Origin of the sequence: Streptomyces sp. MK37H, from assembly GCF_018035285.1 — a bacterium.
GTDB classification, from domain to species: domain Bacteria; phylum Actinomycetota; class Actinomycetes; order Streptomycetales; family Streptomycetaceae; genus Streptomyces; species Streptomyces endocoffeicus.
This window is the reverse complement of sequence record NZ_JAAAYH010000005.1, coordinates 23,582-40,548: the sequence shown is the minus strand read 5'-3', so window position 1 is coordinate 40,548 and position 16,967 is coordinate 23,582. Positions and strand designations below refer to the sequence as shown.

Genomic DNA, 16,967 nt, shown 5'->3' with positions numbered 1-16,967 from the left:
CCATGGGCTCCCTGGCGGGGGCGGTAAGGTCGGCGTCATGGAGTGATGACCCGGCACACCGATCCGTATGAACACCGACGTTGGAGCCTGCGCTCCGGCGTGTGTTCGGTGTGCCCGCGGCACAGGTCATCCACTTCACACGATCGGATCCGTATGACCGACGACATGTTCCTCATGACCGACGACATGTTCCTCGACGATGTCGCCGAGCGACTCGCCGCCCTGCCCGCCGTGCACGCCGTCACCCTCGGGGGCTCGCGTGCGCGGGGCATCCACACCCCGGAGAGCGACTGGGACCTGGCCCTGTACTACCGGGGCGCCTTCGACCCGGCCACGCTGCGGGCCATCGGCTGGGAGGGCGAGGTCTCCGAGCTCGGCGAGTGGGGCGGTGGTGTCTTCAACGGGGGCGCCTGGCTGACGATCGACGGACGGCGCGTGGACATCCACTACCGCGACCTCGAGGTGGTGGAACACGAACTCGCCGAGTCGCGGCAGGGCCGCTTCCACTGGGAGCCGCTGATGTTCCACCTCGCGGGCATCCCCAGCTATCTGGTGGTGGCCGAACTCGCCCTCAACCAGGTGCTGCGGGGCACCCTGCCCCGCCCCGCGTACCCGGCGGCGCTGCGTGCGGCGGCGCCGCCGGTGTGGCGTGGGCGCGCGGCCTTGACCCTGCGGTACGCCTCGGCCGCGTACGTGGGACGTGGCCAGGCCACCGAGGTCGCGGGGGCGGTGGCGACCGCCGCCCTGCAGACGGCACACGCGGTGCTGGCGGCGCGCGGTGAGTGGGCCACCAACGAGAAGCGGCTCCTCCAGTGGGCGGACCTGCGTGCCATCGACACGATCGTGGCGGGGCTGCGGCCGGAGCCCACCGCCCTGGCCGAGGCGATCGCCGCCGCGGAGGCGCTGTTCGAGGCCGCGGGCTGAGCGGTGGCCCGCGGGCTGAGCGGTGGCCCGGGGGCGGAGCGGTGGCCCGGGGGCGGAGCGCGCCTCCGCCCCCGGGTCCAGCTCATCCGAGGCGCCGGGCCGGCCCCGCTGGTCTTTCAGTCGCGCCGGGTCAGGATGCCCAGCGCGTTGGCCGCGACGATGGCACCCACGCTGATCCACTCCGTCCACCCCAGGCTCTGCCCCAGACCGACCCAGCCGACCAGCGCGGCAAGGACAGGGTTGACGCTCATGAAGAGCCCGAACGCCTGGGCGGGCACGCGGCGCAGCGTGAACAGGTCCGCGAGGTACGGCACGGCCGAGGAGAGGACGCCCGCGATGATGGCGTACGCCGCGGCGCTCACGGTCGGCGGCTGGTGGACGGCGACGGCGATCCCGACCGGCAGGAACATCAGCGCGGAGATTCCCGCGGCCGCCGCCGACCCCTGGGCGCCGGGGACCCGCCGCCCCACGGTGCGGTTGAGCAGGATGTACGACGCCCAGCACACGGCGGCCAGCAACCCCAGCCCCATGCCCAGGTAGTCGGCCGAGGGGCGCGGGCGCATGAGGGTCACCACGGCGGCCGCCGCGACCAGCGCACAACAGGCGTCCACGCGGCGCCGTGAGCCGGCGAGCGCGATGCACAGCGGGCCGAGGAACTCCAGGGTCACCGCCAGCCCGAGGCCGATGCGGTCGATGGCGCTGTACAGGGACAGATTCATGGTGCCGAACACCACGGCGAGCCCCACCACCGGCCGCCACTGCCACCAGGTGAAGCTCCGCGGCCGGGGCCTGCCGACGGCCAGCAGGACGATCGCGGCCACGTACTGGCGGACGGCGACGACCCCGACCGGGCCGATGGCGGGGAAGGCCTGGGATCCGATCGCGGCACCGGTCTGGTTGGACAGCCCACTGCCGATCATCGTGGCCACACCGGCCAACCGCCGTCCGGTCGGCCGCTGATCAAGGTCAGGGGCGAGGCCCGGGTCCAGGCCCGGGTCCAGGCCCTGCCCCAGGTCGGAGTCGGCAGGGGGCGGCGCGGTCCGGTGTGCGGTTTCCGCCGCTCGTGGGGACGGGGTGCGTGACGCGGGGGCGAGTCGCATGCGTCGATCGTGCGCCCGGCCCACGCATGCGCAAAATGCGTTCGGAGCCCTATCTATACGCTGGACGTATGGATGTGGAGCTGCGGCAACTGCGCTGCCTCGTCGCGATCGTCGACGAGGGCACCTTCACCGACGCCGCCATCGCGCTCGGCGTCTCCCAGGCGGCCGTGTCCCGGACCCTGGCCGCGCTCGAACGCGCCCTGGGGACAAGGCTGTTGCGGCGGACCTCCCGTGAGGTGACCCCGACGGGCACCGGGCTGCGCGTGGTGGCACACGCCCGGCGGGTGCTGGCCGAGGTGGACGGGCTGATCCGGGAGGCCGTATCGGGCCACGCCCATCTGCGGATCGGCTACGCCTGGTCCGCTCTGGGCCGTCACACCCCCGCCTTCCAGCGTCGCTGGGCGCAGGCGTATCCCGAGACGGAGCTGCACCTCGTCCGCGTCAATTCCGCCACCGCGGGGCTTACGGAGGGCGCCTGCGACCTGGCCGTGGTGCGCAGACCGCTCGACGAGCGCCGCTTCGACTCCGCCATCGTCGGGCTGGAGCGGCGGCTGTGCGCCGTGGCCGCCGACGACCCGCTCGCCAGGCGCCGCTCGGTCCGGCTGGCCGACCTCAGCGGACGCACCCTGCTGGTCGACCGCAGGACCGGCACCACCACCGCGGAGCTGTGGCCGCCCGACTCACGGCCGGCCACGGAGGAGACCCACGACGTGGAGGACTGGCTCACCGTGATCTCGGCGGGCCGTTGCGTCGGCATGACGGCGGAGTCCACCGCCAACCAATATCCGAGGCCCGGAATCGCCTACCGGCCGGTCCGCGACGCCGAGCCGATCGCGGTACGCCTCGCCTGGTGGCGGGACGACCCGCACCCCGCCACCCAGACCGCGGTCGAGCTGCTCACCACCCTCTACCGCAACGGCTGACTCCTGCCCCCGCCGCTCCATATGGACTCTTCCGGATAATCCAGTACGGATCGAATTGTTACCCTGGGCCACATGACCGCCATGGCGCCCACCAAGACCGAACCCGACCTGTCGTTCCTCCTCGACCACACCAGCCACGTCCTCCGCACCCAGATGTCGGCCGCGCTCGCCGAGATCGGGCTGACGCCGCGGATGCACTGCGTACTGGTCCACGCCCTGGAGGAGGAGCGCACCCAGGCGCAGCTCGCCGAGATCGGCGACATGGACAAGACCACGATGGTGGTGACGGTGGACGCCCTGGAGAAGGCGGGCCTCGCGGAGCGGCGCGCCTCGACCCACGACCGCCGGGCCCGGATCATCGCGGTCACCGAGGAGGGCGCACGGATCGCCGAGCGGAGCCAGGAGATTGTGGACCGCGTCCACCGTGAGGCACTGGCGGCGCTCCCAGAGACCCAACGCGCCGCGCTGGTAAGGGCTTTGACCCGGCTGTCCGAGGGACATCTGGCCACGCCCGCCGAGAGTCCCCGCCCGGCCCGGAGGGCGCGGCAGCGCGAGAAGTAGAGCGGAGACACAACCGCGCGGCCCGCCACGCGGCCATAAGTAGAGCCGAAACAAATAGTCTGCAACAAAACTATCTGCTACGGTCACTCCTGTCGCGCCTACTGACAGGAGTGTCCGCATGTCCGCCACCTCTTCCGACCCGACGTCTCCCCGCGTCCCCCCTTCACGCCAACTGGCCCTCGGGGTCATCGCCACCGGCATGCTGATGGTGATCCTCGACGGCAGCATCGTGACCGTGGCCATGCCCGCCATCCAGAGCGATCTGCGGTTCTCCCCCGCCGGGCTCAGCTGGGTCGTCAACGCCTACCTGATCGCGTTCGGCGGTCTGCTGCTGCTCGGGGGCCGCATCGGCGATCTCATCGGCCGCAAGCGGGTGTTCCTGACCGGCACCGCGGTGTTCACCGCGGCCTCGCTGCTCGCGGCCGTGGCCACCTCCCCCGCGGTACTGATCGCCGCACGGTTCCTCCAGGGGGTCGGCAGCGCGATGGCCTCCGCGGTCAGCCTGGGCATCCTCGTCACGCTCTTCACCGAACCAGCCGAACGGTCAAAGGCGATCGCCGTGTTCAGCTTCACCGGCGCCGCCGGAGCGTCGATCGGCCAGGTACTCGGCGGCCTCCTCACCGACGCGCTCAGCTGGCACTGGATCTTCCTGATCAATCTGCCGATCGGGCTGCTGACGCTCGCGGTCGCCCTACCCGTCCTGCCCGCCGACCGCGGGCCGGGCCTCGCGGCCGGCGCCGATGTCCTCGGCGCCCTGCTCGTCACGGCCGGGCTGATGCTGGGCATCTACACCGTGGTCAAGGTGGCGGACTACGGCTGGACGGCGGCGCGCACACTCGGCCTCGGCGCCGTTTCGATCCTCCTGATCGCCCTGTTCCTGGTCCGCCAGGCCACCGCCCGCACCCCGCTGATGCCCCTGCGGATCCTGCGGTCGCGCGGGGTGGCGGGGGCCAATCTCGTCCAGCTCCTGATGGTGGCCGCGCTCTTCTCGTTCCAGATCCTCGTCGCCCTCTATCTGCGCAATGTGCAGGGGTACGACGCCACCAGAACCGGTCTGGCCATGCTCCCGGCCGCCATCGCCATCGGCGCGGTGTCCCTCGGCGTCTCCGCGCGACTCAGCGCCCGCTTCGGCGACCGCGCGGTGCTGCTGACCGGGCTGGCCCTCCTGACCGGCGTCCTCGGCCTGCTCATCCGCGTCCCCGTGCACGCCCGGTACGTCCCCGACCTCCTCCCGGTGATGCTGCTCGCCGCCGGTTTCGGGCTGGCGCTCCCGGCGCTGACCAGCCTCGGAATGTCCGGTGCGAAGGAGGACGAGGCCGGGCTCGTCTCCGGGCTGTTCAACACCACCCAGCAGATCGGCATGGCGCTCGGCGTCGCGGTGCTGTCCACCCTGGCCGCCTCCCGCACGGACGCCCTGCTCGCCCGGGGCAAGGGTCGGGCCGAGGCGCTGACCGGCGGCTACCACCTGGCCTTCGCCGTCGGAACGGGGCTCATCGTGGCGGCCTTCGCGGTGGCGTTCACCGTCTTGCGGCCGCCCGCGCGGAAATTCTCCGCCGCGCCACGGAACGCCGACCCGCAGGACGCCAGACCCCTGATGGCCCCTGGACCAGCTCATGATTCTGCTCGGTGATCTCGGGCTGCTGATGTCCGGCATCAGCTCCTGATTCCACCAGGGGCGCAGGGCCGGTCCGAAGCCTCCGAGCCTCGTACCGGCTCTGCGCCACCTCCTCCAGAGGGGAAGAATGGCCGTGTCTTCGTCCGGCGACAACGTTTCGTTCCGCGCCTTGGAAGTCGGCATGCTCCGCCTGCCGTTGCTGCCGCACACCATGGTCGAGAAGACCGTCGCGGCGGACGTGGAATTCGATCCGCGGGACAGAGCGCAGGTCGAGCGCTACATCACCGCGCTCACCGCCGACGAGCGGGTCCGCGAGGCGCTCGCGATCTCCAGCCCCTCGCTCGGCCACGCGTTGCACACCCTGTTCAGCGGGGCGCCGATGAAGCCCGCCGCCTTGCGCAAACTGGTGTTGGGGACGACACGCTACGTCCTGCGTGCGGCCGGCCGTCCCACTCCGTTCGGCCTGATGGCCGGTGTCGCGCCGGTCGCCTTCTCGGATGACTGCCGGGCGCGGGTGGGTGACGCCCATCGTGGCGCGGTACGGCCGGACGGTGGCTGGCTGCTCGGGCTGATCCGGCCGTGGGAGAGCGAACCGGCGCTGCTGCGCAAGCTGCGCGTGGTCACCAACGGCCTGGCGTTCCGGCGCGGACAGCGCTGGGTGCTGCCGTTCACCCCCGCCCCGGACGAGGGCGATACGCCGACGTCCCGCACCGAGGAGGTCTCCGTACGCGGCACTCCCGCGGTCGGGCTGGCGCTGGAGTGCGCGCAACGGCCCATCGGTGCCAGTGAGATCGCCGAGCGGTTGACGACGGCGTACCCGGCGGTCGGAAGGGAGGTCGTGGAGGGGCTGCTCATCTGCCTCGTACAGCAGGGTTTCCTGCTCACCGAGCTGCGTCCGCCACTGACCCGCACCGACCCGCTGGCCTACCTCCGGGACGTGCTGACGTCCGCCGGAGAGAGCGAGAAGGCCGATACCGTCGCCCGGGTGGCGAAGCTGGCGGAGGGCTGCGAGGCCGAACCGCTCGGCGCGGGCGTGTCCCGCCGCGAAGCACGATCCGGACGGGGTGGAGGTCCGTTACGTCACCACGGGGCGGCCCCGGCGGGTACGTGCGGCGTATGGCACGGAAATCCAGGTGACACACCGCTGGGCCCCGGAGGAAGCGGATGTGATCGTGGTGCCCGGCGGCGGGTACGGCCGCCGCGACGGCCCCGGTGTCTGGGCGGAGATCGCCAGTGGCGTGCTGCCGCGGGCGCTCGCCGCGGCGCCGCGCAGGGGGCTGACGGTCAGTTCGCTGTGCACGGGCGCGTTGCTGCTGTCCGCCGCCGGGCTGACCAAGGGCCGTCCCTGCACCACACATCACGGTGCGAAGGCGGATCTCAAGGCGCAGGGTGGCCTCGTCAAGGACGCTCGCGTGGTCGACGACGGGGACCTGGTCACCGCCGCGGGCGTCACCTCCGGGCTGGAGCTGGGCCTGTGGCTGGTGAGGCGCGAACTCGGAGCGGACGCCGCGATCGGGGTGGAGGGCACGCTGGAGTACGAGGCGCGCGGGACGGTCTGGACGGCCTCCTCGTCGTAGCCCGGCTCCCCCGCGTGGCAAGCGGGCTTCCGGCCTGGGCGACGATGAACATCGCGCCCGGGCCGTACGTACCGGGGAATGTGAACGCACCTGGTGAGCGCGCCGGGTGACCGGCGAGGAGGGCTCGGGTGTCCGCCCCTTGGACGAGGAGAGATACCGTGAAAGCACATCGTCTGCCGCCCCGCCCGCGGCGGATCGGCGCCCTGGCCATCGCCACCTCGGCGCTCGTCCTCGCCACGGCGGCCCCCGCCCTGGCCCACACCGAGGTGAGCGCCTCCGACTCCCGCGCCCTGGCGAAGAACGTCACGCTGACGTTCGAGTCGGAGGCGGAGGACGAGGGGGCCGGTTTCACCGAGATCCGGACCGTGTTGCCCAAGGGCATCGACCCCGGCGATGTGCGGCTGAAGCAGGCCCCGAAGGGCTGGAAGCTGAAGCCCACCGATGACGGCTACTCGGTCGGCGGCCCGGCGCTCGCACCCGGCGAGAACGCCGAACACAGCGTCGTCGTGAGGCAGTTGCCCGATGCCACATCGCTGGCCTTCAAGACCGTGGACACCTACGAGGGCGGCAAGGTGTCCCGGTGGATCGAGGTGGCCCGCGACGGAGAGCCGGAGCCGGAGAATCCCGCGCCGCTGCTGAAGCTCAAGGCCGCGGCCGCCGGCGCCACTCCGGACGCCTCGCCCTCGGCCTCGCCCTCCCCGAAGCCGGAGAGCGAGGCGCCGGGCTCGGACGACAAGGAGCCTTCGAAGGCCTCGACATCCGACGGCGGATCCGCGTGGCCCGCCGTGGGCATCATCATCGGCGTCTGTCTGTTCGCCCTGGCCGGAGGATTTGTCCTGTTCCAGCAGCGGCGCGGCTCGGGTGGTTCGGGCGGCTCGGACACCGAATGAGCCGAGGGGCGGCGCGCCTGCCGGTGCGCCGCCCCTCGGATCGTCACGCCGAGGCGGCCGGATGTAGCGGTTGCGAAGGTCACGGCGCCGCCCTCGGAGACACCCCGAAACGGCCCCGGTCTCCTATCTCTGACCCACGGTCGCCGGATTCGCCCTGCGACCGCACGGGCCCGTTTGGAGTCGTGATCACCCGTTGGAAAAGGATTGGACGGGTGATGCTCGGGCTTGTAGCTTGCAGTGGACCGTGACACCGCCCGAGGAGGTGAGACCCATGAACGCTGTATCGATGTGGGTGCTCCCCCTTCCCGTCACGGTCGGGCGATTGACGTAGGTGTCGCCGGGAGCGCCTCGACAACAAGGCACTCCCGAAAGGCAACACCTATGGACTCTCCGCAGTTCACCGCCGAGCCGTCGTCGAACGATACGGTCGAGCGCGACTTCACCGTGGGCGACGTCCCCGGACTCCGGTCGTCGGCCTCCGGCGCTGATCGCTCGCCCCTCATGTTCGACGTGATCATTGCCGGGTGCGGGCCGACTGGCGCGATGCTGGCCGCCGAACTGCGGCTGCACGGTGTGCGGGTACTCGTACTGGAGAAGGAAACCGAGCCCGCGTCGTTCGTCCGCATCGTCGGTCTGCATATTCGCAGTATCGAGCTGATGGCAATGCGCGGACTGCTGGATCACATTCTCGAAAAGGGAAGACGGCGTCCGGCCGGCGGATTCTTCGCCGCCATCCCCAAACCCGCACCCAAGGGCCTGGATTCCGCGCACGCCTATCTGCTGGGCATCCCGCAGCCGGTCATCGTCGACCTGCTCGAAAAGCATGCGATCGAACTCGGTGCGCAGGTCCGGCGCGGTTGTGCGGTGGCCCGTTTCGAGCAGGACGACGAGGGGGTGACCGTCGAGCTGGCCGACGGCGAACAGCTGCGTGCGGGCTATCTCGTCGGCTGTGACGGCGGACGCAGTACGGTGCGCAAACTGCTCGGCGTCGGCTTCCCCGGCGAGCCCTCGCGGACCGAGACGCTGATGGGCGAGATGGAAGTGGGTGTGCCGCAGGAGGAGATCGCCGCCAAGGTGACCGAAATCCGCGAGACCCATCAGCGATTCTGGCTCCGGCCCTTCGGCGAAGGGGTCTATAGCGTCGTAGTCCCCGCCGCGGGAGTCAGCGACCGAACGGAACCGCCCACCCTCGAGGATTTCAGGCAACAGCTACGCGCCATCGCCGGAACCGATTTCGGCGTGCACTCCCCGCGCTGGTTGTCCCGCTTCGGTGATGCCACCCGGCTGGCCGAACGTTATCGGGTCGGACGGGTGCTGCTGGCCGGTGATGCGGCACACATCCATCCACCCACCGGCGGACAGGGCCTCAACCTGGGCGTTCAGGACGCATTCAACCTCGGCTGGAAACTGGCCGCACAGATCCGCGGCTGGGCGCCGGAGACGCTGCTGGACACCTACCAGGCCGAACGTCATCCGGTCGCCGAGGACGTGCTGGACAACACCCGCGCCCAGATGGAACTGCATTCCACCGAACCGGGCCCGCAGGCCGTACGCAGGCTGCTCACCGAACTGATGGACTTCGACGAGGTGAACCGCTTCCTGATCGAGAAGATCACCGCGATCGGCATCCGCTACGACTTCGGCGAAGGCCCCGACCTGCTCGGCCGCCGGCTGCCCGACATCGACGTGAAACAGGGCCACCTCTACGGTCTGCTGCATCGCGGCCGCGGACTGCTGCTCGACCGTACCGAACGCCTGACCGTCGGCGGCTGGTCGGACCGGGTCGACCACCTCGCGGATTCCACCGCGGCACTGGATGTTCCGTGCGTCCTGCTACGCCCCGACGGCCACGTCGCCTGGATCGGCGACGATCAGCAGGCCCTGGACGACCATCTCTCCCGCTGGTTCGGCAAGCCCGCCAACTGATTTCGCCTGAGCAACCGGAAAGGCCCGTGAGCACCGCGGAGTGGATCGGCGCAGGCGGCCGTGCGTTCGTCTAACGGCCGTCTGTCGAACATGAACCCCGATCTGCCTGAAGGCCTTCGAGGAGAAGATCAGCGGCAAGTGGGCCGTGGACGGCGCCGGTGTCGCCGTCCCGGATGAGGTGTCGGTGGCGGGCTATGACGACGACGCACTCTCCCGGCTGAGCTGCTTCAGTCTCACCACCGTCAGCCAGGGCGCCGAGGAGCAGGCCCGGCGCGCGGTGGCCGCCGCGGTCGAACGCCTCGACGAGGGCCGGACCACCCCGCGCGAGGTGGTCCCCCGCCACCACTGGTGGTGCGGGGCTCGACGGCCCAGGCGCCGTCCACGCCGTGACGCTCACCCGGCTCCGGCCATGACGGGTTCACGAGCCGGTGACGCGCCGCGCCAATTGCCCCGGGGCGCGGGTTTGCTGTCGGGTCGAGTGGTAACGCGGTGAACATGACTGAGAAGAAGAACGCACACACCACTGCCCGGAGTGCCAACGCGAGCGCGAAGGCCACCGCCACCAAGGCCAAGGAGACCGCGGACAAGGCCAAGGACACCGCGGGCAAGGCGGAGACCACGGCGAAGACCGCCGCGGCCAGTGCGGCGACGACCGCGGCGCACACCGCACATGTCGCAGCCGACAAGGCTCAAATGGCCGCCGGGAAGGCCGTGACCACCGGTCGTGCCGTGGCCGCTGAGGCGCCCAAGAAGGCGGCTGCGGCGGCGGGTTCGGCCTGGATGATGATCAAGGCGCGGAAGGTTCTGGCAGCCGCCGCCGGTGCCGGTGCCGCCGCGGCGGGCGCCACCACCGCGGTCGTCCTGCGCAGGCGCGCGGCTCGTCGTCGCCGCCCGCTGGCACGGCTGACCGGCGGCCGGCTCGGCTCTTGAGACGCTGGCGGCCGATCTGCACGGCATCGAGGGCGCGGAGGAGGGCGAGGCGGCCCGTGCGGTCGGGCCGGTGCACATGGCCCTGATCGCCGGACTGACCCAGCAGTGGCTGGTCGATCCCGAGCACGCCCCCTCGGCGCGGGAGCCGAGTAGTCGTTTTCCCCGCGGCTCAAGGCAGCAATCCCGGAGGTCAGCCGGTCGATCATTTTGCCGACCTGCGCGAACTCACCCGCCCGCCAGATCCGCTCGTCAGCGGCGCCGCGGAGATTTCCACTCGGCTACCCGTAGGCGATGGGCCACCGCATCACCATGGCCGTGCCCGCCGACGTCGGCAGAGCAAGGGCATCCCGCTGTCCGGCATCACCGACGCCCAGCACCCGCGCTACTGCGATCCAGCAATCGCGCTACTGCGATGGAGCCGGGGGCCACCGCCGGAGTCACACGTTCTACACCCCTCTTACGCAAGCGACTTGCAATTCTTGCGCTACGCTTGCGGCCATGACGCGACGACTTGCTGAAGTGGCGAAGAAGGTCGGTGTCAGCGAGGCCACGGTCAGCCGGGTACTCAACGGCAAGCCCGGGGTCTCCGAAGCCACCCGGCAGGCGGTGCTGTCCGCGCTGGACGTCCTCGGCTACGAGCGGCCCACGCAGCTGCGGGGCGATCGGGCCCGGCTGGTGGGGCTGGTGCTGCCCGAGCTGCAGAACCCCATCTTCCCGGCGTTCGCCGAGGTCATCGGCGGGGCGCTGGCACAGCTCGGACTGACTCCGGTGCTGTGCACCCAGACCAAGGGCGGGGTCTCCGAGGCCGATTATGTCGCCCTGCTGCTGCAACAACAGGTCTCCGGGGTGGTGTTCGCGGGCGGGCTGTACGCGCAGGCCGACGCGCCGCATGACCACTACCGGCTGCTCGCCGAGCGCAACATCCCGGTGGTGCTGGTCAACGCGGCCATCGAGCACCTCGGTTTCCCGGCCGTCTCCTGCGACGACGCCGTGGCCGTGGAGCAGGCGTGGCGGCATCTGGCCTCCCTCGGCCACGAGCGGATCGGCCTGGTGCTCGGGCCCGGTGACCACATGCCGTCGGCACGCAAGCTGACCGCCGCGCGGGCCATCGCCGGCCACCTTCCGGACGAGTTCGTGGCCCGGGCGATCTTCTCGATCGAGGGCGGCCACGCCGCGGCCTCCCGGCTGATCGACCGGGGCGTCACGGGCATCATCTGCGCCAGCGACCCGCTGGCCCTGGGCACGATACGAGCCGCGCGCCGCAAGGGGTTCGGCGTGCCGTCGCAGGTGTCCGTGGTCGGCTACGACGACTCCGCGTTCATGAACTGCACCGAGCCGCCGCTGACCACCGTCCGCCAGCCCATCGAGGCCATGGGCAGGGCGGCGGTGGAGGTGCTGAACGCGCAGATCGGCGGGGTGGCCGTACCGTCCGAGGAACTGCTGTTCGAGCCGGAGCTGGTGGTCCGCGGCTCCACCGCCCAGGCGCCACGGGAGTGAGAGAGCGGAGGACCGTCGCGGGATGATCGAAAGGGCGGCCGAGAGACGCCGACAGACTCAATCCGCATGATTCGCAGCGCAGTTGAATAATTACAGAATCTACGCGACATCTTGCGTGCCGATGTCGTCGGTGCTTGAGTGTGCGGCGCACTCACGGTTGTGTGCGTCCCGCTCACGGCCGTGGGGCTTCCCTGCTCCTGTACAGAGGGGTCCACCCATGAGAAGCACCGGGTTCCGTCGTACTCTCATCGCGCTCAGCACGTTCTCCCTCGCCCTCACCGCCTGCGGTGGGTCGGGCGACGGATCGGCGGGCGGAAAGACGCGTATCACGGTCAACTGCATGCCGCCCAAGAGCGCCAAGGTCGACCGCGAGTTCTTCGAGGAGGACATCGCCTCCTTCGAGAAGCAGAACCCGGACATCGACGTCGTCGCGCATGACGCGTTCCCCTGCCAGGACCCGAAGACGTTCGACGCCAAGCTGGCCGGGGGCCAGATGGAGAACGTCTTCTACACGTACTTCACCGACGCCGGACATGTGGTCGACATCAACCAGGCGGCCGAACTCACCCCGTACGTCAAGGAGTTGAAGAGCTACTCCACCCTCAGCAAGCAGCTGCGCGACATCTACACGGTCGACGGCAAGATCTACGGCATCCCGCGCACCGGCTACTCGATGGGTCTGATCTACAACCGCAAGCTCTTCGAGAAGGCCGGACTCGACCCCGACAAGCCGCCGATGACGTGGGAGGAGGTCCGCGCCGACGCCAAGAGGATCGCCAAGCTGGGCGGTGGCACGGTCGGCTACGCGGACTACAGCGCCCAGAACCAGGGCGGCTGGCACTTCACCGCCGAGCTGTACTCACAGGGCGGCGATGTCGTCAGCGCGGACGGCAAGAAGGCCACCATCGACACCCCCGAGGCGCGCGCGGTCCTGCAGAACCTGCACGACATGCGCTGGGTGGACGACTCGATGGGCAGCAAGCAGCTGCTGGTCATCAACGACGCCCAGCAGCTCATGGGCTCCGGCAAGCTGGGCATGTATCTGGCCGCGCCCGACAACCTCCCGATCCTGGTGAAGGAGAAGGGCGGCAACTACAAGGACCTCGCCATCGCCCCCATGCCCGGTGGCAAGGGCACGCTCATCGGCGGCGACGGCTACATGTTCCAGAAGAAGGACACGCCCGCCCAGATCCGGGCCGGTCTCAAGTGGCTCGACCACATGTTCCTCACCCCGGGCAAGGGCTTCCTCGGCGACTACGTCCGCGCCAAGAAGCGGGACGCCCCCGTGGGCCTGCCCGAGCCGCGGCTGTTCACCGGCGCCGCCGACGCCAAGGACCAGCAGATCAAGAAGGCCAACGCCAACGTCCCCGTGGGCAACTACCAGACCTTCCTCGACGGCAACCAGAAGCTGCGGATGAAGATCGAGCCGCCGCACGCCCAGCAGATCTACTCCGTGCTCGACGGGGCCGTCTCCGCCGTCCTGACCAAGAAGGACGCCGATGTCGACCAGCTCCTGAAGGAAGCCTCCGGCAAGATCGACAACATTCTGGCCCGGGGCTGACCCGATGACCGAGACCGCTGCGCGGCCGCCCGCCGAGGCGATCGCCGTCCACCCGGTGCAGGCGCCGCCCCCGGCGGGGGGTCGGGGGCGGCGCCGTCTCGCCGACCAGGTCAGGGCCTATGGCTTCCTCCTCGGCGGCCTGATCTGCTTCGCGCTGTTCTCCTGGTATCCGGCGATCCGCGCGGTCGTGATCGCCTTCCAGAAGTACACGCCCGGCTCGTCCCCCGAATGGGTCGGCACCGCCAACTTCACCCGCGTCCTGCACGATCCGGAGTTCACCGCGGCCTGGCGGAACACCCTCACCTTCACCCTGCTGGCACTCCTCATCGGCTTCGCGATCCCGTTTCTGCTCGCCCTCGTACTCAATGAACTCCGGCACGCCAAGGCGTTCTTCAGGGTTGTGGTCTATCTGCCGGTGATGATCCCGCCGGTGGTCAGCGCCCTGCTGTGGAAGTGGTTCTACGACCCCGGCGCCGGGCTGGCCAACGAGGCACTGCGCTTTTTGCACCTGCCCACCTCGAACTGGTCCAACGGCGCCGACACCGCCCTGGTCTCCCTCGTCATCGTGGCCACCTGGGCCAATATGGGCGGCACCGTCCTGATCTACCTGGCGGCGCTGCAGTCCATCCCCGGTGAGCTGTACGAGGCGGCCGAACTCGACGGTGCGAGCCTGCTCCAGCGCATCCGCCACGTCACGATCCCCCAGACCCGGTTCGTGATCCTCATGCTGATGCTGCTGCAGATCATCGCGACGATGCAGGTCTTCACCGAGCCGTTCGTCATCACCGGTGGTGGCCCGGAGAACGCCACGGTCACCGTCCTCTACCTGATCTACAAGTACGCCTTCCTCTACAACGACTTCGGTGGCGCCTGTGCGCTGAGCGTGATGCTGCTCGTGCTGCTCGGCGCCTTCTCCGCCCTCTATCTGCGGCTCACCCGCTCCGGGGAGGACGACGCATGAGCACCCGGACCCTCGTCTCCCCCGCCGCCCTGGCCCGTCCCCGCGGCCGGGCCATCTACTGGACGGTCTTCACCGCCGTGGTGGTGCTGTTCGCCATCGCCTTCCTCTTCCCGGTCTACTGGATGGTGACCGGTGCGATGAAGTCGCCGGACGAGGTGGCGCGGACACCACCCACCCTCGCTCCGAAAGAGTGGCACCTCAGTGGCTACAGCGACGCCTGGGACCTGATGCAGCTTCCGCAGCACCTGTGGAACACGGTGGTCCAGGCGGCCGGCGCCTGGCTGTTCCAGCTGGTCTTCTGCACGGCCGCCGCCTACGCCCTGTCCAGGCTGAAACCCGCCTTCGGCAAGGTGATCCTCGGTGGCATCCTGGCCACGCTGATGGTCCCGGCCCAAGCGCTGGTCGTGCCGAAGTACCTGACCGTCGCCGACCTGCCGCTGATCCACACCAGCCTGCTCAACGACCCGCTCGCGATCTGGCTGCCGGCCGTCGCCAACGCCTTCAACCTCTATCTCCTCAAGCGGTTCTTCGACCAGATCCCGCGCGATGTGCTGGAGGCCGCCGAGATCGACGGTGCCGGGAAGCTGCGCACCCTGTGGTCGATCGTGCTGCCCATGTCGCGCCCGGTGCTCGGCGTTGTGTCGATCTTCGCGCTGGTGGCGGTGTGGCAGGACTTCCTGTGGCCGCTGATGGTCTTCTCCGACACCGGCAAGCAGCCGATCAGCGTGGCACTCGTCCAGCTGTCGCAGAACATCCAGCTGACCGTGCTCATCGCCGCGATGGTCATCGCCAGCATCCCGATGGTCGCGCTGTTCCTCGTCTTCCAGCGGCACATCATCGCCGGGATCAGCGCGGGCAGCACGAAGGGCTGACACCGCCCCCTCGACAGAAAGGCTCCCACCGTGGCCCAGCCCACCCCTGCCCGGACACCGAACGACTGGTGGCGTTCCGCCGTCATCTACCAGGTGTATGTGCGCAGCTTCGCCGACGGGGACGGCGATGGCACCGGCGACCTCGCGGGCGTCCGCGCCAGGCTGCCGTACCTCGCCGAACTCGGCGTCGACGCACTGTGGTTCAGCCCCTGGTACCAGTCGCCCATGAAGGACGGTGGCTATGACGTCGCCGACTACCGCGCCATCGATCCGGCCTTCGGCACCCTGGCCGAGGCGGAGAAGCTCATCGCCGAGGCCCGTGAGCTGGGCATCCGTACGATCGTCGACATCGTGCCGAACCACGTCTCCGACCAGCACCCCTGGTGGCGGGCCGCCCTCGCGGGCGGCGCCGAACGCGAGCTCTTCCACGTCCGCCCGGGCCGCGGCGACCACGGTGAACTGCCGCCCAACGACTGGACGTCGGAGTTCGGCGGCCCGGCGTGGACCCGGCTGCCCGACGGCCACTGGTATCTGCATCTGTTCGCCCCCGAGCAGCCGGACCTCAACTGGGCCCACCCGGCCGTACGCCAGGAACACGAGGACATCCTGCGCTTCTGGTTCGAGCGGGGTGTCGCGGGGGTGCGCATCGACTCGGCCGCCCTGCTGGCCAAGGATCCCCGGCTGCCCGACTTCGTCGAGGGCCGCGATCCGCATCCGTACGTCGACCGCGATGAGCTCCATGACATCTACCGCTCCTGGCGCGGCGTGGCCGACGAGTACGGCGGTGTCTTCGTCGGCGAGGTGTGGCTGCCGGACAGCGAGCGCTTCGCCCGCTATCTGCGCCCCGACGAGCTGCACACCGCCTTCAACTTCTCCTTTCTGACCTGCCCCTGGGACGCCCGGCGGCTGCGGACGTCGATCGACGAGACGCTCGCCGAACACTCTCCGGTGGGCGCTCCGGCCACCTGGGTGCTGTGCAACCACGATGTGACCCGCACGGTGACCCGCTACGGGCGCGAGGACACCGGTTTCGACTTCGCCACCAAGGTCTTCGGCACCCCCACCGACCTCGCCCTCGGCACCCGGCGGGCACGGGCCGCCGCCCTGCTGTCGCTGGCCCTGCCCGGCGCGGTCTACGTCTACCAGGGGGAGGAAATGGGCCTGCCCGAGGCCGAGATCCCCCGCGACCGCATTCAGGACCCGATGCACTTCCGCTCCGGCGGCACCGACCCGGGCCGCGACGGCTGCCGGGTGCCGCTGCCGTGGGCGGCGGAGGCGCCGTACGCCGGTTTCGGCTCGCGCGAGGAGCCGTGGCTGCCGCAGCCCGCGCACTGGGCGGTGTACGCGGCCGATCTGCAGACGGAGGACCCGGGCTCGATGCTCGGCCTCTACCGCACGGCGATCCGCATCCGCCGCGCCACCCCCGGCTTCGGCGACGGGCCGCTGACCTGGCTCCCCTCGGCCGACGGTGTGCTGGCCTTCGCCCGTACGGACGGCCTGGTCTGCGTGGTCAACCTCGCGGACACCCCTGCCGAGCTGGACGGCACCTACCGGCTTCTGCTCAGCAGCGGCCCGCTGGACGACCGGGGCCGCCTCCCACAGGACACGGCGGCCTGGCTGCTCCGCTGAG

Annotated in this window: 16 protein-coding genes and 1 pseudogene; 15 read left to right on the top strand and 2 right to left on the bottom strand. The window is 70.3% G+C overall.

The annotated features are described in order from the left end of the window. Positions 1-153 precede the first annotated feature (153 nt). A complete protein-coding gene (locus GWI24_RS01875) occupies positions 154-924 on the top strand; it encodes a nucleotidyltransferase domain-containing protein (RefSeq protein ID WP_374103255.1) in 771 nt (256 codons plus the stop codon). Positions 925-1,040: 116 nt separating this feature from the next. Here GWI24_RS01875 and GWI24_RS01870 read toward each other — a convergent pair whose 3' ends face one another. After that, complete coding sequence (locus GWI24_RS01870) at positions 1,041-2,024, bottom strand: DMT family transporter (protein WP_210944121.1); 984 nt, start codon at positions 2,022-2,024, stop codon at positions 1,041-1,043. 68 nt (positions 2,025-2,092) lie between these two features. Here GWI24_RS01870 and GWI24_RS01865 point away from each other — a divergent pair, with 68 nt between their 5' ends. The 3 genes from GWI24_RS01865 (at position 2,093) to GWI24_RS01855 (ending at position 5,138) form a co-directional block, all read left to right on the top strand. Beyond that, the gene (locus GWI24_RS01865; RefSeq protein ID WP_210944120.1) at positions 2,093-2,947 is read left to right on the top strand and encodes a LysR family transcriptional regulator; all 855 of its coding nucleotides are present in this window, start codon (positions 2,093-2,095) and stop codon (positions 2,945-2,947) included. A gap of 72 nt (positions 2,948-3,019) precedes the next feature. Then, entirely contained in the window at positions 3,020-3,508 is a 489-nt protein-coding gene (locus GWI24_RS01860) for a MarR family winged helix-turn-helix transcriptional regulator (RefSeq protein ID WP_210944119.1), read from the top strand. A gap of 118 nt (positions 3,509-3,626) precedes the next feature. Continuing rightward, positions 3,627-5,138, top strand: coding sequence for an MFS transporter (locus GWI24_RS01855; protein ID WP_210944118.1), 1,512 nt, complete (start codon positions 3,627-3,629; stop codon positions 5,136-5,138). Positions 5,139-5,399: 261 nt separating this feature from the next. Here the strand turns inward: GWI24_RS01855 and GWI24_RS46040 are convergent, their stop codons facing one another. Beyond that, positions 5,400-5,525: a hypothetical protein gene (locus GWI24_RS46040; RefSeq protein ID WP_281788791.1), complete on the bottom strand. Its 126-nt coding sequence runs from the start codon at positions 5,523-5,525 to the stop codon at positions 5,400-5,402. Between GWI24_RS46040 and GWI24_RS01850 the strand changes: the two are divergent. From GWI24_RS01850 to GWI24_RS01800, 11 genes and pseudogenes are all read left to right on the top strand, one after another. Continuing rightward, positions 5,476-6,099 (top strand): annotated as a pseudogene (locus tag GWI24_RS01850) (lantibiotic dehydratase); the annotation flags it as partial. The gene GWI24_RS46040 and the pseudogene GWI24_RS01850 overlap by 50 nt on opposite strands. A gap of 88 nt (positions 6,100-6,187) precedes the next feature. Then, on the top strand, positions 6,188-6,700 hold the full coding sequence (locus GWI24_RS01845; RefSeq protein ID WP_308343346.1) for a DJ-1/PfpI family protein: 513 nt from the start codon (positions 6,188-6,190) through the stop codon (positions 6,698-6,700). Positions 6,701-6,858: 158 nt separating this feature from the next. Further along, complete coding sequence (locus tag GWI24_RS01840) at positions 6,859-7,590, top strand: DUF1775 domain-containing protein (RefSeq protein ID WP_308343344.1); 732 nt, start codon at positions 6,859-6,861, stop codon at positions 7,588-7,590. Positions 7,591-7,971: 381 nt separating this feature from the next. Then, positions 7,972-9,516 (top strand): rifampin monooxygenase, encoded by a 1,545-nt coding sequence (rox, locus tag GWI24_RS01835; protein WP_210944117.1) that lies wholly within the window; start codon positions 7,972-7,974, stop codon positions 9,514-9,516. A 145-nt stretch (positions 9,517-9,661) separates the two neighbouring features. Next, a complete protein-coding gene (locus GWI24_RS01830; protein WP_374103254.1) occupies positions 9,662-10,009 on the top strand; it encodes a substrate-binding domain-containing protein in 348 nt (115 codons plus the stop codon). Between the two features lie 2 nt (positions 10,010-10,011). Continuing rightward, the gene (locus GWI24_RS01825; protein WP_210944116.1) at positions 10,012-10,446 is read left to right on the top strand and encodes a hypothetical protein; all 435 of its coding nucleotides are present in this window, start codon (positions 10,012-10,014) and stop codon (positions 10,444-10,446) included. Positions 10,447-10,944: 498 nt separating this feature from the next. Continuing rightward, positions 10,945-11,943, top strand: coding sequence for a LacI family DNA-binding transcriptional regulator (locus tag GWI24_RS01820; protein WP_210944115.1), 999 nt, complete (start codon positions 10,945-10,947; stop codon positions 11,941-11,943). A gap of 217 nt (positions 11,944-12,160) precedes the next feature. Further along, the gene (locus GWI24_RS01815; RefSeq protein WP_210944114.1) at positions 12,161-13,504 is read left to right on the top strand and encodes an ABC transporter substrate-binding protein; all 1,344 of its coding nucleotides are present in this window, start codon (positions 12,161-12,163) and stop codon (positions 13,502-13,504) included. Positions 13,505-13,508: 4 nt separating this feature from the next. Next, positions 13,509-14,465, top strand: a complete 957-nt coding sequence (locus GWI24_RS01810; RefSeq protein WP_210944113.1) for a carbohydrate ABC transporter permease — start codon at positions 13,509-13,511, stop codon at positions 14,463-14,465. Next, on the top strand, positions 14,462-15,337 hold the full coding sequence (locus GWI24_RS01805) for a carbohydrate ABC transporter permease (protein WP_210944112.1): 876 nt from the start codon (positions 14,462-14,464) through the stop codon (positions 15,335-15,337). The genes GWI24_RS01810 and GWI24_RS01805 overlap by 4 nt, the downstream gene beginning before the upstream one ends. 30 nt (positions 15,338-15,367) lie before the next feature. Continuing rightward, positions 15,368-16,966, top strand: a complete 1,599-nt coding sequence (locus GWI24_RS01800) for a glycoside hydrolase family 13 protein (RefSeq protein WP_210944111.1) — start codon at positions 15,368-15,370, stop codon at positions 16,964-16,966. Position 16,967 lies beyond the last annotated feature (1 nt).

Bases quoted from the DNA above. Each gene is read 5' to 3' on its own strand.
- rox (WP_210944117.1), top strand. From the start codon at position 7,972: ATGGACTCTCCGCAGTTCACCGCCGAGCCGTCGTCGAACGATACGGTC.
- GWI24_RS01855 (WP_210944118.1), top strand. From the start codon at position 3,627: ATGTCCGCCACCTCTTCCGACCCGACGTCTCCCCGCGTCCCCCCTTCA.
- GWI24_RS01875 (WP_374103255.1), top strand. From the start codon at position 154: ATGACCGACGACATGTTCCTCATGACCGACGACATGTTCCTCGACGAT.
- GWI24_RS01825 (WP_210944116.1), top strand. From the start codon at position 10,012: ATGACTGAGAAGAAGAACGCACACACCACTGCCCGGAGTGCCAACGCG.
- GWI24_RS01805 (WP_210944112.1), top strand. From the start codon at position 14,462: ATGAGCACCCGGACCCTCGTCTCCCCCGCCGCCCTGGCCCGTCCCCGC.
- GWI24_RS01810 (WP_210944113.1), top strand. From the start codon at position 13,509: ATGACCGAGACCGCTGCGCGGCCGCCCGCCGAGGCGATCGCCGTCCAC.
- GWI24_RS01820 (WP_210944115.1), top strand. From the start codon at position 10,945: ATGACGCGACGACTTGCTGAAGTGGCGAAGAAGGTCGGTGTCAGCGAG.
- GWI24_RS01860 (WP_210944119.1), top strand. From the start codon at position 3,020: ATGACCGCCATGGCGCCCACCAAGACCGAACCCGACCTGTCGTTCCTC.
- GWI24_RS01865 (WP_210944120.1), top strand. From the start codon at position 2,093: ATGGATGTGGAGCTGCGGCAACTGCGCTGCCTCGTCGCGATCGTCGAC.
- GWI24_RS01815 (WP_210944114.1), top strand. From the start codon at position 12,161: ATGAGAAGCACCGGGTTCCGTCGTACTCTCATCGCGCTCAGCACGTTC.
- GWI24_RS01870 (WP_210944121.1), bottom strand. From the start codon at position 2,024: ATGCGACTCGCCCCCGCGTCACGCACCCCGTCCCCACGAGCGGCGGAA.